Origin of the sequence: Streptomyces kebangsaanensis, from assembly GCF_001906585.1 — a bacterium.
GTDB classification, from domain to species: domain Bacteria; phylum Actinomycetota; class Actinomycetes; order Streptomycetales; family Streptomycetaceae; genus Streptomyces; species Streptomyces kebangsaanensis.
In genome coordinates, this window is the sequence record NZ_JUJA01000146.1 from 243,391 (window position 1) to 256,620 (window position 13,230).

General features: G+C 73.5%; 10 protein-coding genes and 1 pseudogene. 7 read left to right on the top strand and 4 right to left on the bottom strand.

Annotated elements, in window-relative coordinates; genetic code table 11:
* Positions 1-28: 28 nt before the first annotated feature.
* From RH94_RS23440 to RH94_RS23450, 3 genes are all read right to left on the bottom strand, one after another.
* A complete protein-coding gene (locus RH94_RS23440; protein WP_073949621.1) occupies positions 29-1,363 on the bottom strand; it encodes a coenzyme F420-0:L-glutamate ligase in 1,335 nt (444 codons plus the stop codon).
* The gene (cofD, locus tag RH94_RS23445) at positions 1,360-2,319 is read right to left on the bottom strand and encodes a 2-phospho-L-lactate transferase (RefSeq protein ID WP_073949623.1); all 960 of its coding nucleotides are present in this window, start codon (positions 2,317-2,319) and stop codon (positions 1,360-1,362) included. The genes RH94_RS23440 and cofD overlap by 4 nt, the downstream gene beginning before the upstream one ends.
* A gap of 146 nt (positions 2,320-2,465) precedes the next feature.
* Complete coding sequence (locus RH94_RS23450) at positions 2,466-3,011, bottom strand: cysteine dioxygenase (RefSeq protein ID WP_073949625.1); 546 nt, start codon at positions 3,009-3,011, stop codon at positions 2,466-2,468.
* A gap of 657 nt (positions 3,012-3,668) precedes the next feature.
* Between RH94_RS23450 and RH94_RS23460 the strand changes: the two genes are divergently transcribed.
* The 3 genes from RH94_RS23460 (at position 3,669) to RH94_RS23470 (ending at position 9,483) form a co-directional block, all read left to right on the top strand.
* Positions 3,669-3,932, top strand: a complete 264-nt coding sequence (locus RH94_RS23460) for a WhiB family transcriptional regulator (protein WP_003975777.1) — start codon at positions 3,669-3,671, stop codon at positions 3,930-3,932.
* A 179-nt stretch (positions 3,933-4,111) separates the two neighbouring features.
* On the top strand, positions 4,112-7,894 hold the full coding sequence (locus RH94_RS23465) for a glycosyltransferase family 2 protein (protein ID WP_073949627.1): 3,783 nt from the start codon (positions 4,112-4,114) through the stop codon (positions 7,892-7,894).
* Positions 7,891-9,483 carry a DUF5719 family protein gene (locus RH94_RS23470; protein WP_073949629.1) on the top strand — a complete coding sequence of 531 codons (1,593 nt, stop codon included), beginning with the start codon at positions 7,891-7,893 and terminating at the stop codon, positions 9,481-9,483. The genes RH94_RS23465 and RH94_RS23470 overlap by 4 nt, the downstream gene beginning before the upstream one ends.
* 40 nt (positions 9,484-9,523) lie before the next feature.
* On the opposite strand, the gene RH94_RS23475 is transcribed toward RH94_RS23470, so the two are convergent.
* On the bottom strand, positions 9,524-9,973 hold the full coding sequence (locus RH94_RS23475) for a metallopeptidase family protein (RefSeq protein ID WP_073949631.1): 450 nt from the start codon (positions 9,971-9,973) through the stop codon (positions 9,524-9,526).
* Between the two features lie 261 nt (positions 9,974-10,234).
* Here RH94_RS23475 and RH94_RS23480 point away from each other — a divergent pair, with 261 nt between their 5' ends.
* From RH94_RS23480 to RH94_RS44310, 4 genes and pseudogenes are all read left to right on the top strand, one after another.
* A complete protein-coding gene (locus RH94_RS23480) occupies positions 10,235-10,660 on the top strand; it encodes a DUF3499 domain-containing protein (RefSeq protein ID WP_073949633.1) in 426 nt (141 codons plus the stop codon).
* Positions 10,661-10,824: 164 nt separating this feature from the next.
* Positions 10,825-12,189 carry a phosphomannomutase/phosphoglucomutase gene (locus RH94_RS23485; RefSeq protein ID WP_073949690.1) on the top strand — a complete coding sequence of 455 codons (1,365 nt, stop codon included), beginning with the start codon at positions 10,825-10,827 and terminating at the stop codon, positions 12,187-12,189.
* Positions 12,190-12,325: 136 nt separating this feature from the next.
* Complete coding sequence (locus tag RH94_RS23490) at positions 12,326-12,496, top strand: Trm112 family protein (protein WP_020940431.1); 171 nt, start codon at positions 12,326-12,328, stop codon at positions 12,494-12,496.
* Positions 12,497-12,598: 102 nt separating this feature from the next.
* Positions 12,599-13,230 (top strand): annotated as a pseudogene (locus RH94_RS44310) (SIS domain-containing protein); the annotation flags it as partial.

Below are 13,230 nucleotides of genomic sequence, written 5' to 3' on the forward strand. Positions count from 1 at the left end.
AGCCTAGGCGGTCAGGCGGACGAAGCGGTCACAGCGAGACCACGAACGCCCCCGCGTCCCGCTCCGGCCGCGGCTTCGGCGGCCCGGCCGGATGCCCGACCGCGACCGCTCCCATCGGGTCCCAGTCCTCCGGCAGTCCCAGCACCTCGCGCACCACGTCCCGGCAGAACATCGTCGAGGACACCCACGCCGAGCCGAGCCGCTCCCCGGCCAGCGCGACCAGGAAGTTCTGCACCCCGGCCCCGGCGGCGACCACGAACATCTCCCGCTCGGCACCGTCCCGCCGCTCGTCTCCGTACACGTGCGAGCCGTCCATGACGAGGCACGGCACCACCAGGCAGGGCGCGTTGCGCAGGACGTCACCGCGCCGGATCCGCTTGGCGATCGACTCCTCGCTCCTGCCGTCCCGCCGCAGGTCGGTGATCCAGGCGTCCCGCATCGCGTCCAGCAGGCGCGTCCGCGACTCCGCCGACTCCAGCAGCACGAACCGCCACGGCGTGGTGTGGTGCGGCGCGGGCGCGGTCACCGCCGCGGCCACCGCGCGCCGTACCGCGCCCGGGTCGACCGGCTCGTCGGTGAAGGACCGTACGGTACGCCGCTGGGTCACCGCCTCCCGTACGGCCTCGGAGGTCCCGAGCCGGAACATGTCGTCGTGCGCGTCCCGCACCATGGCCCGTGCTCCCTCCCCGTGCTCCTCGGTCACCACGTGCCCCAGCCCGCGCACCACGGCGACGGGCAGCCCGGCGGCCTTGCCCTTGACCAGGTCGCCCGCGGCGGCGAGTTCGTCGGCGGTCGCGACGACGGTGGCGCTGAGCGGATTGCCGTGTGCGTCCGTGCCACCGCGCAGATCGTCCAGCGCGCGTACGCCCGCGGCGCCGATGGCGACGTCCGTGAGCCCGGTGCGCCAGGGCCGCCCGAAGGTGTCGGTGACGAGCACCCCGACCGTGACCCCGAGGGCGTCGCGCAGGCCGTCCCGGATGGCGCGCGCGGACGCGTCCGGGTCCTCGGGCAGCAACAGCACCGTGCCGGAAGGGGTGTTGGAGGCGTCGACCCCGGCGGCGGCCATGACCAGCCCCTGCCGGTTCTCCACGATCCGCAGCGGTCCGCGCCGGGCCACGACGCGTACGGTCTCCGCGTCGATCGCGGCCTCCCGGTCGGCCGCCTCGACGATCCGGCCCTCCGCCTTGGAGACGATCTTCGAGGTGACGAGGAGCACGTCCCCGTCGGCCAGAGCGGGCTCCGCGGCGGCGATCAGCTTCGCCAGGTCGTCGCCCTGCTGCACCTCGGGGATCCCGGCCACCGCCCAGACCCGGAACTCCGGGGCGGACGCGTCCGCCCACGCACGCGTCGTCGTGCCGCTCACGCCCCCCGCACCTCCTCGGCCAGCGCCAGCGCCTCCCGCGCCATCCGGGCGGTGGCGTCGGCGTCGGTCATCATCAGCGGCACCGCCCGGCACCGGATGCCGGCCGCCTCGACGCGTTCCACCGAGGCCGCGTCGACGGTGTCGACGAGCCAGCCGTCCAGCAGCCCCGAGCCGTAGTGCTCGGCCACCGCCGCGGCCGTGGACTCCACACCGACCGCGGCGAGGACCTTGTCGGCCATGCCGCGCACGGGCGCGTCGCCGACGATGGGGGACAGGCCGATCACCGGTACCCCGGCGTCGGCGATGGCCTCCCGGATGCCGGGCACCGCGAGGATCGTGCCGACGGAGACGACGGGATTGGACGGCGGGAAGAGGATCACGTCCGCCTCGGCGATCGCCTCCAGCACCCCGGGCGCCGGCTTCGCCTGTTCCGCGCCGACCGGCACGACCGCCTCGGCCGGCACCGACGCCCGCAGCCGCACCCAGTACTCCTGGAAGTGCACCGCCTTGCGCTCACCGTCCAGCTCGACGGCGACGTGCGTCTCCACGCGGTCGTCGGTCATGGGGATGAGCCGCACCCCCGGCTTCCACCGGTCGCACAGCGCTTCGGTGACCGCGCTCAGCGGATATCCGGCGCCGATCATCTGGGTGCGCACGATGTGCGTGGCGAAGTCCCGGTCGCCGAGGCCGAACCAGCCCGGTCCGACGCCGTACGCCGCGAGCTCCTCCTTGAGGTGGAAGGTCTCGTCGGCCCTGCCCCAGCCCTGCTCCTCGTTGATGCCGCCGCCGAGCGTGTACATCACCGTGTCCAGGTCCGGGCAGACCTTCAGCCCGTAGAGGTGGATGTCGTCGCCGGTGTTGCCGATGACCGTGACGTCCGCGTCCGGCACGGCCCGCTTCAGACCGCGCAGGAACCGGGCACCACCGATGCCGCCTGCCAGAACCACAATGCGCATGGGAACAGTGTGTCAGCCGCGAGGCCGACTCATTGAGGGGTGGTGGTCGGGTGACGGGTGGACCGAGTCCCGCAGGCGGGTACGGCAACGCGGCGCACGGTCACTGCCGCGGCACACGCTCGTCCGGGCACGGCTCCGGGCGGACCTCAGGCGCTGACGGAGCGCAGCGGGTCGCGGGCGGCCCCGGCGCACCGGGCGGAGTGCATGGGCATCTCGGTCAGGCCGGGGAAGTACACGTGCAGGCTGACCGCCGGCTCCAGCGTGTCGTTGACGACCTCGTGCGTGTACCCCGGCGCGAACACCCTCCCCCACTCCCGGCCTCGCTCGAGCGGGGGGACCCCCACCGTGCCGGCCCCCAACACGCGCGTGCCGTGCTCGGTGCGCTCGGTCAGTTCGCCGTCCAGGACTGTGAGGACGCCGGAGGAGGGGCCGTGGCCGTGCAGTCCGCTGCCCTGCCCGGGTACCCAGGACAGCAGCCACACCTCGTAGCCCGGTCCGGTGCGCAGCCGGTGGTACCAGCGGGTCGTGGCGTCGTAGCGGACGAGGTGCTCCCAGTGGGCGCGGTCGGCGGCGATGGAGCGGGCCAGGCCGACGAACTCGGCCACGGTGGCCGGGTGTTCGCGCGGGGCCCGGAGCAGGTGCGGGACTTCGAGGATGTCGCCGGCGATCTGAAGGTCGCTGTCGCTGTTCATGAGGTGGGGGTCCTCGGTGAAGGAAGGGCGGAGGGAACGGGCGCCGAGCGCGGAGGGGCTCGGACGACGGCTGGAGCACGCGTACGCGTGTGGGGCTCAACAGCCGGAACAGCAACAGCTACAGCGAGCGCGGGCAGCACCGAGGGACCCGACGGTGCGGGTCGTGGTGAGTGCCGAGTTCGCGAGCATGCCCACCAGGACAGCGGTTCACACCATCACTGTCAACTCGACGCCCGGAATGTGGGACATGTTTCACCTCATCCGGTTCATCTCGCAGGCGAAAGGTTTGCTCATGGGCCGACCGGGACACATGGCGCACATGCCGGGCGCGCAAGCGCCGTTGCGATCCCGTGATCCGACCGTGATCCGGTCCGCTTCGGTGTGCGTGTCGGAACGAGATCGAAGTCCTGGACATCCTTCCTCGTGCGGGCTCCGTACAGGGGTGCGATGCCCTCGGGGCCTCGGCTGTGTGTCTGGGTTTATGCTGATTTGAACACTTTCTGGAGGGGCTTGGTTCCGGAGAGTGAATAAGGGGCCCAATAGCAGATCTCGGCTTGACTCGCCCGGAGCAGCACACTTGTAATTTCACTCGTGTCGTTCAGCCGGGACAGGTAACGGCTGCATCACGGGGACGCGAAAGACAGACGAGGGGCGCACATGACCGAGCTGGTGCAGCAACTGCTGGTCGACGACGCGGACGAGGAACTCGGCTGGCAGGAGCGCGCGCTGTGCGCCCAGACCGACCCCGAGTCCTTCTTCCCCGAGAAGGGCGGCTCCACCCGCGAGGCCAAGAAGGTCTGCCTCGCCTGCGAGGTCCGCTCCGAGTGCCTCGAGTACGCCCTCGCCAACGACGAGCGTTTCGGCATCTGGGGCGGCCTGTCCGAGCGTGAGCGGCGCCGGCTGAAGAAGGCGGCCGTCTGACCGCACGCCCCGCGCGCATCCCGCACAAACGTCACGAACGGCCCGTCGCAGGTGGGTTATCCACAGGCGGCGGGCCGCAGTCCTGGCCAGCCGATAGTGTGGTCGCTCGTCCGAGACGCCCCCTGCCCCCAGCGGGCACGGGCGTTCACCGCAGTCCACCGAACCGGGGCCGTATCTCGATGTCCGTGCACAGCCATACGGCAGCCCACTACGACGTCGCTGCCGCAGCGCCGTCCGACCCCGCGCGCGCGACGGCGCCCGACTCGAGCCGCGCGCCGGAGTATCCGCGGCACGTCGTCACCGCCGTGCTCGTCTCCCACGACGGCGCCCGCTGGCTGCCCGACGCGCTCGCCGGCCTGCTCGGCCAGGAGCGCCCCGCGCAGTATGCCGTGGCGGCCGACACCGGCAGCGCGGACGGCTCCGCGCAGGTGGTCACCGACGCCCTCGGCGCCGACCGTGTGCTGCACCTGGCCCGGCGCACCGGTTTCGGCCAGGCCGTCGAGGAGGCCGTCCACGCCGCCCCGTACCTCACCCCGGACGACCTGCCGTACCTCAGGCGCCCCAGCGGCTGGGACCCCGCCACGCGCACATGGCGCGACGACGCCTACGACCTGCCCGAGCTGCCGCACGGGGAGCCGGTGCAGTGGCTGTGGCTGCTGCACGACGACTGCGCTCCCGAACCCGACGCCTTGGCCCAGCTGCTGAGGGTCGTCGACAACGAGTACGAACTCGGCCGCGACGACGTGGCGATCGTCGGCCCCAAACTGCGCGGCTGGTACGACCGCAGGCAGCTGCTCGAAGTGGGCGTCAGCATCGCCAACTCCGGCCGTCGTTGGACCGGCCTGGACCGCCGTGAGCAGGACCAGGGCCAGCACGACCACGTACGGCCCGTGCTGTCGGTGTCCACCGCCGGAATGCTGATCCGGCGTGACATCTTCGAGGAACTGGGCGGGTTCGACCGCAGGCTGCCCCTGATGCGCGACGACGTCGACCTGTGCTGGCGCGCCAACGCCGCCGGCCACCGCGTCCTGATCGCCCCCGACGCCGTCGTACGACACGCCGAAGCCGCCTCCCGCGAGCGCCGCACCGTCGACTGCGTCGGCCGCACCGCCGCGTCCCCGCACAAGGTGGACAAGGCCGGCGCCGTCTACACCCTGCTCGTCAACGCCCGTACGGCGGTGCTGCCCTGGGTGCTGCTGAGGCTCGTGCTCGGCACCCTGCTGCGGACTCTCGCCTATCTCGTCGGCAAGGTGCCGGGACAGGCCGTCGACGAGATCCGCGGCCTGGTGGGCACACTCCTGCGGCCCGAGCGGATCGTCGCCGGCCGGCGCAGACGCGGGAAGCCACAGGTCGACAAGGGCGAGATGCGGCCGCTGTTCCCGCCGCCGGGCGCCACCGTCCGCGTCACGGTCGAACAGGTCGCGAGCAACCTCGTCGGCCGCTCCGACCCCGAGGGCTCCTCGGCCGGCCGGCACGGCGCGGTCGAGTCCGGGCCCGGCGGCGAGGACGCCGACTACCTGGAGGTCGAGCAGTTCGCCCGCCTCAAGCGCATCGCCCGCAAACCCGGCCCGGTGCTCTTCCTGGTACTGCTGATCGTCTCCCTGGCCGCCTGCCGCGGCCTGCTCGGCGGCGGCGCGCTCGCGGGCGGCGCCCTGCTGCCCGCCCCGGCCGACTCCTCCGAGCTGTGGTCGCGCTACCTCGACTCCTGGCACCCGGTCGGCGTCGGCGGCACCCCGTCCGCGCCGCCGTACCTGGCGATGGTCGCGATGCTGGCCTCCCTGCTGCTGGGTTCGGCCGGCCTCGCGGTCACCGTCCTGCTGGTCGCCTCGGTGCCGCTGGCCGGGTTCACGGCGTACTTCGCCTCCCGCCCGCTCGTCCCCTCGAGCCTGCTGCGCGCCTGGGCGGCCGTCGTCTACGCCTTCCTGCCCGCGACCACCGGCGCGCTGGCCGGCGGCCGCCTCGGCACCGCGGTCCTGGCCGTGCTGCTGCCGCTCATCGCCCGCGCGGGCATCGCGGCCGGCGGCCTGGCCAACGACTCCGGTGCCCGCGGCAGTTGGCGCGCCACCTGGGCGTACGCCCTGCTGCTGACCGTCACCACCGCGTTCACGCCCATCGTGTGGCCCATCGCGCTCCTTCTCGGCCTCGGCGTGCTGGCCGTGCGCCGCGACGACATCGTGGCGTACGCACCGCGCTTCCTGGCCCAGTTGGGCACCCCCCTGCTGGTCCTCGCCCCCTGGTCGCTGACGCTGCTGCCGTTCGGCTTCTTCCAGGAGGCCGGGCTGGAGTACGGCTCCCCGGCCGCCTCCGCCCTCGACCTGCTCGGCGCCGGTCCGGGCGGCCCCGGCACGGTGCACGGGCTGATGCTCATCGGCATCGTCCTGGCCGCGCTGGCCGCGCTGCTGCGCGCCGAGCGCCAGTTCGCGATCTGGACGGCCTGGACGGCCGCCCTGGTGGCGCTCGTCTTCGCGGTGCTGTCCAACGGCTCGCCCTGGGCCGGCCCGGCCACCCTCGTCTACGGTCTCGCGCTCCTGGCTGCCGCCGTGCTCGGTGCCGACGGGGCACGCGCGCGCGTGGCCGAGCAGAGCTTCGGCTGGCGCCAGCCGGTCGCCGCGCTGATCGCCTTCGCCTCGGCCGCGGGCCCCCTGCTGATCGTCGCCGGCTGGATGATCCGTGGCGCCGACGGCCCCGTTCAGCGGCGCGACCCCGTGCAGGTGCCCGCGTTCGTCGCCGAGGAGAGCAGCACCCGCGACCGGGCCCGCACCCTGGTCCTCGACAGCGACTCGCCCGGCCACGTCGGCTACATGCTCGTCCGCGGCTCCGGCGCCCGCATGGGCGATGCCGAACTGGTCGCGGCGAGCGGCGGGAACAGCACGCTCGACAAGGTCGTCGCCAACCTCGTCGCCGGCTCCGGCGCCGACCAGGCCGACCACCTCGGCGGCTTCGCCGTGCGCTACGTCCTCGTCCACAAGGGCGCGCCCCGCGAGATCAGCCGCGTCCTGGACGCCACGCCCGGTCTGATCCGGCTCAGCCAGCAGGACGGCAGCGCCCTGTGGCGGGTGAACCAGGAGGTGTCGCGCGCAGCCATCGTGTCCGCCTCCGGCTCCGGCGCCGCCCAGCCGGTCGCCGCCGGACCGGTCGAGATCCACACCACGATCCCGTCCGGGGCCGAGGGCCGTGTGCTGCGCCTGGCCGACTCGGCCGACGAGGGCTGGACGGCCACCCTGGACGGAAAGCCGCTCGCCCGCACGACGGTGGACGGCTGGGCCCAGGGCTTCAGGCTCCCCGCCTCCGGCGGGAAGCTGGACGTGACCTTCGACGACCCGATCGGCCACACGGCCTGGCTGTGGGCCCAGGGCGCGCTCGCCACCGTCCTCGTCGTGCTCGCCCTGCCCGGCCGGCGTCGCGACATCGACGACGACCTGCCCGAGGAGGAGCTCGTCCCCGTCCAGCCCGTCGCCGGGGAGGGCCGCCGGGCCCGCCGGCTGCGCGCCCAGGCGGAGGCCGAGGAGGCCGGCCAGGAGGAGCGGGAGGACTTCGAGCAGGGGCCGGAGGGGCCGGAGGGGCCGGACACCATGCCTCCTCCTTCTCAGGAGGAGGCCCCCGCCGCCGTCCCGCACCAGCAGTCCTACGGCGAGTGGGACACCACCGCGTACGCGGAGGCCGGAGCCGACGGCGAGTGGGACACCACCGCGTACGCGGAGGCCGGAGCCGAGTACGGCGCCCACGGCGGCGAGCACTACCAGGGCGCTCAGCCTCAGCAGTACCCCGCGGGCGCCTACGACCAGGCGTACCAGGCCGACCCGTACCACAGCGGCCAGTACGACCCGTACGCGTACGGCGGCCAGGCCCCCTCGGCGCCGTACGGCCAGGCGTACCACCAGGGGTACGAGGAGCCGTACGACCCGGCCCACCACCATCCGCACGGCAACGGCAGTGAGCGCCCCGACGGGAGCCAGCAGTGAACCGCACGACCCTGTCCCTGATCGCCGGCGTGACCGCGCTCGCCGCCGTCACCGGATTCGCCGCGTTGAACACGCCGGACGCCTCGGGCGCCGGCCCCGCCAAGGCGGCCGCCCAACTGCCCGTCGAGCGCACGACCCTGGTCTGCCCGACGCCGAGCAGTTCCGACATCGCCGACACCTCGTACACGTCCTTCACACCCGTGACCCAGGGCGCGGGCAGCACGGGCAAGGCCCAACTCCTTCCCGCCACCGGTCAGTCGGCGACGGACGCCGACAACGGGGAGGACGGCTCCAAGGACAAGGACAAGGGCAAGGGCGAGGGCAGGGACGAGGAAGAGGACAAGGGCAAGGAAGAGGACAAGGACAAGGACGGTGGCGGCGGCAAGAAGGAGGCCGTCAAACCCGTCCTGGAGCCCAAGGAGCCCGGCACCCCCGCCACCGGTGACACCTCGGGCGCGGACGCTCCCGCGCTGATCGGCACGGCCGAGGGCAAGTTCGCGCCCGGCTGGACGATGCAGCAGACCACCGAGGTCGCCGTGGGCGCCGGCCGCGGTCTGCTGGGCGTCAACTGCACCGCCCCGGACACCCAGTTCTGGTTCCCGGGCGCGAGCACGGCCGCCGGCCGCTCCGACTACGTCCACCTGACCAACCCCGACGACTCCGCGGCCGTCGTCGACATCGAGCTGTACGGCGAGGACGGCGTCGTGAAGTCGGCCGTCGGTGAGGGCATCACCGTTGCGCCGCACTCCAGCGAGCCGGTCCTGCTGTCCACGCTCGCCGACGCCCCGCAGGAGGACCTCACCGTGCACGTGAGCGTGCGCAGCGGCCGGGTCGGCGCGGCCGTGCAGGCCCTCGACGACAAACTGGGCGGCGACTGGCTGACGGCGTCCGCCGACCCGGCGGACAGCCTGGTGCTGCCGGGCATCCCCAAGGACGCCACGTCCGTACGGCTGGTCGCCTTCACGCCGGGGGACTCCGACGCCGACCTGAAGGTGCGGCTGGCCTCGCCGTCCGGGCTGATCACGCCCGCCGGGCACGAGACGGTCCACCTCAAGGGCAGGATGACGACCGCCGTCGACCTCGGTGAGATCACGCGCGGGGAGGCGGGCTCACTGGTGCTCACGCCGACCTCGCAGTCGGTGCCCGTGGTCGCGGCGCTGCGGGTCGTCCGGGGCAAGGGCGACAAGCAGGAGACGGCGTTCATCCCGGCGACGAGCCCGCTCGAGACGCGCGCGACCTCGGTCGGCAACAGCGCCAAGAGTTCGACGCTCTCGCTGACCGCTCCCACGGCCACCGCGCAGGTCAAGGTCACCGCCTCGGCGGGCAGCGGAGGCGGCGCACCGGAGTCGAAGACCTACACGATCAAGGCGGGCAGCACCCAGGACATCGACCCGCCGGTGCCGTCCGGCCTGAAAGGGACGTACGCCCTGACGGTGGAGCGCCTGTCCGGCGGCCCGGTCTACGGGGCGCGGACCCTCGAGGCGACGCGCGCGGGCGTCCCCGCCTTCACGGTCCAGACGCTGCCGGACGACCGGGGGACCGTGGCGGTGCCGCGGGCTGAGCAGGACCTGTCCGTGCTGCAGAAGTGAGGCGGGCGCCCCGGACGACGTTCCGGACGGCGCCCCGGGCTCAGTCCTCGCCGTACCGGGGGTCCACCGTCTCCGGGGTCAGTCCCAGCAGCTCGGCCACCTGCTCGACGACGATCTCGTGCACCAGGGCGGCCCGCTCGTCGCGCCCCTTGGTGCGGATCTCCACCGGCCGCCGGTAGACCACCACGCGCGCGCGTCGCCCGTCGTGCGAGGCGATCGTGCCTCCGAGCGGCACCGCCTCGTCGTTCCAGGGCTGCCCCGGCCGGTCCAGCCGCGGCACCTCCAGCACGAGGAAGTCGATGTCGGCCAGTTGCGGCCACCGCCGCTCCAGGCGGTCCACGGAGTCCTGCACCAGGTCCGCGAACACTTCTGCACGGCTCGCCGCGAGTGGCACCTGCGGCGGTGCGATCGGACCGCGCATGCCGCGGCCGTGGCGATCACGTCGTCGAGGCCCGGGGCCGGTGGCACGGGGCGGTACACGGTTGTCCATCACTGCTGAAGGGTAGTCCCCGGCGCCCGCGCGTGCCCGGCCTCGACGGCCTGTCGTCAGGTGACCATTCCAGCCAAGATTGGGCTCGATTCCGTATCTCTCCAAGACCGTCGATCTCAAGACAATTGACGGTGTTTGTGCGCAGTCGTGACCGGATCCAGAGTTGTTCGAAATTTCGACAGGGGTGTTCGCGCAGGTCAGCGAAGTGTGACAGAAGGTATGTGCCGGGCGTTTCACCCCGCGACACGGTGGAGTGACCTGATGGAGAGTCGTCGCGGCCCGCTCAAGAGTGCGGTACCGTCCAACATCGTGAGCCCTGTACGTCGCTGTTCGCGCACCGCTTGCGGCCGTCCCGCCGTAGCGACGCTGACGTACGTCTACGCCGACTCCACCGCTGTCCTCGGCCCGCTCGCCACCTACGCCGAACCCCACTGCTACGACCTGTGCGCCGAGCACTCCGAGCGCCTCACCGCCCCCCGCGGCTGGGAGGTCGTCCGCCTCCTCGACGGCTCGGCTCCCGCACGGCCCAGTGGTGACGATCTGGAAGCGCTTGCCAATGCCGTGCGCGAGGCGGCCAGGCCCCAGAAGCGGGCGGCCGAGGCCGGGGGCGGCGGCCCGCGCACGGCGGACCCGATGGAGGTCGCGCGCCGCGGCCACCTGCGCGTGCTCCGCTCGCCGGACAACTGATCGCCGGACGGCGGCGGGCTTCTGCCACCGGGTCTTCGCCCCTCACCCGTCGCCGTACCCGCGCAAGCGCTTGCGTCCACGCCGCGTGCTCGGTCCCTGACGCCACCACGGTCAGCGGGCACCGGTAGCTTGTGGTGACCGATAGGACTCCAGAAGGGTTGGCCGTGGCTGCTGATCTGTCGCAGATCGTGAAGGCGTACGACGTACGCGGAGTGGTCCCGGACCAGTGGGACGAGTCACTGGCCGAACTCTTCGGGGCGGCCTTCGCCCAGGTGACCGGCGCGAGCGCCCTCGTGACCGGGCACGACATGCGGCCCTCCTCGCCCGGCCTGGCCCGGGCCTTCGCGCGCGGCGCGGCGCGGCGCGGCGTGGAGGTCACCGAGATCGGGCTGTGCTCCACGGACCAGCTGTACTACGCCTCGGGCGCCCTGGGCCTGCCGGGCGCGATGTTCACCGCCTCCCACAACCCCGCCCAGTACAACGGCATCAAGATGTGCCGCGCGGGCGCCGCTCCCGTCGGCCAGGACTCGGGCCTGGCGGAGATCCGCGAACTGGTCGGGAAATGGCAGGAGTCGGGCGCCCCGGACCCCGCGGAACAGCCGGGAACGATCTCGCGACGCGACACGCTGGACGACTACGCGGCACACCTGCGCTCCCTCGTCGACCTGACCTCCAACCGCCCCCTGAAGGTCGTCGTCGACGCGGGCAACGGCATGGGCGGCCACACCGTCCCGACGGTCCTCGCCGGGCTGCCCGTCGACCTCGTGCCGATGTACTTCGAACTGGACGGCACCTTCCCCAACCACGAGGCCAACCCGCTGGACCCGGCCAACCTCGTCGACCTGCGCGGCCGGGTCCGCGCCGAGGGTGCCGACATCGGCCTCGCCTTCGACGGCGACGCCGACCGCTGCTTCGTCGTCGACGAGCGCGGCGAGCCGGTCTCCCCGTCCGCGGTCACCGCGCTGGTCGCCGCCCGCGAGCTGGCCAGGAACGGCGGCAAGGGCGTGATCATCCACAACCTCATCACCTCCTGGTCGGTCCCCGAAGTAGTGAGAGAGAGCGGCGGCACACCCGCACGCACGCGCGTGGGCCACTCCTTCATCAAGGCCGAGATGGCGCGGACGGGCGCGATCTTCGGCGGCGAGCACTCCGCGCACTACTACTTCAAGGACTTCTGGAACGCCGACACGGGCATGCTGGCCGCCCTGCACGTCCTCGCGGCCCTGGGCGGCCAGGACGGTCCCCTGTCGTCGCTCGTGGCCCAGTACGACCGCTACGTCGGCTCCGGCGAGATCAACTCCACGGTCGACGACCAGACCGCCCGCCTCGCCGCCGTCAGGTCGGCGTACGCCGGCCGCGACGACGTCACCCTGGACGAACTCGACGGTCTCACCGTCACCGCCGCCGACTGGTGGTTCAACGTCCGCCCCTCCAACACCGAACCGCTCCTGCGGCTGAACGCCGAGGCCCGCGACGAGGCCACGATGGCCAGGGTGAGGGACGAGGCCCTGGCCGTCATCCGCGGCTGAGGCGCCGCAGGGGCCGCTCCCGGCCGTCCCGGGCGTGACCCGACGGCCCGGCCCGGCCCCGCCACGCCGCCCTCACCGGCGGTACCCTGACCAGGCACGACCGCACACACGCCCGCCCGCCCCGAAGGGAATGCCCATGCCGCTCGAAGCCGGCCTCCTGGAGATCCTCGCCTGCCCGGCCTGCCACGCCCCCCTCAAGGAGCAGGACGCCGAGCTGATCTGCACCGGCCAGGACTGCGGCCTCGCGTACCCCGTGCGCGACGGCATCCCCGTCCTGCTCGTCGACGAGGCCCGCCGCCCCGCGTAGCACGGACCCGTCCGGGGGAGGCCCGCCGCCCCGGACGGACGGGGCCCGCCGCCCCCACAACCGACGACCCGGCGTTCGGAGCCCGATCGGAGGCTGTCGCCCATGCTCGACGAATCGCTGCTCGACGATCCCGGAGGGCTCGCCGAGGCCGACCACCGCGGACTGCTCCGGGGTGCCGCCGAGGCCGGCGCCCGGATCCGTACCGCCGCCCGGAACGCCGCCGAGGCCGGCGTGGGCGACCTCAAGCCCGACGGCCGCCCGCGCGCCGTCCTGATCGCCGGGCCGGGCGCCGCCGCCACCCACGCCGCCGACCTGCTCGGCACGCTCGCCGGCGCCGGCAGCCCCGTCACCCGGCTCGCACCCACTGGTGTGGCCCCGGCCGCCGGCGCCCTGCGCTGGGAGCTGCCCGGCTGGGCCGGCTCCGTCGACCTGCTGCTGATCGCCACCCCGGACGGCACCGAGCCCAGCCTGTCCCTGCTCGCGGACCAGGCCTACCGGCGCGGCTGCACGGTCGTCGCCGTGGCCCCGGCCCGCACCCCGCTCGCCGAGGCCGTCGAAGCCGCCCACGGCCTGTTCATACCGATGGCGACGGCGCCGTACGACCACGACGAACCCCTCGCCGGGTCCGCCCCCGGCGTGCTGTGGGCGCTGCTCACCCCGCTGCTCGCGCTCCTGGACCGGGTGGGCCTGCTCACCGCCCCGCCCGACGCCCTGGAGAAGGCCGCCGACCGGCT

Bases quoted from the DNA above. Each gene is read 5' to 3' on its own strand.
- cofD (WP_073949623.1), bottom strand. From the start codon at position 2,319: ATGCGCATTGTGGTTCTGGCAGGCGGCATCGGTGGTGCCCGGTTCCTG.
- RH94_RS23450 (WP_073949625.1), bottom strand. From the start codon at position 3,011: ATGAACAGCGACAGCGACCTTCAGATCGCCGGCGACATCCTCGAAGTC.
- RH94_RS23460 (WP_003975777.1), top strand. From the start codon at position 3,669: ATGACCGAGCTGGTGCAGCAACTGCTGGTCGACGACGCGGACGAGGAA.
- RH94_RS23465 (WP_073949627.1), top strand. From the start codon at position 4,112: ATGTCCGTGCACAGCCATACGGCAGCCCACTACGACGTCGCTGCCGCA.
- RH94_RS23475 (WP_073949631.1), bottom strand. From the start codon at position 9,973: ATGGACAACCGTGTACCGCCCCGTGCCACCGGCCCCGGGCCTCGACGA.
- RH94_RS23480 (WP_073949633.1), top strand. From the start codon at position 10,235: ATGGAGAGTCGTCGCGGCCCGCTCAAGAGTGCGGTACCGTCCAACATC.
- RH94_RS23490 (WP_020940431.1), top strand. From the start codon at position 12,326: ATGCCGCTCGAAGCCGGCCTCCTGGAGATCCTCGCCTGCCCGGCCTGC.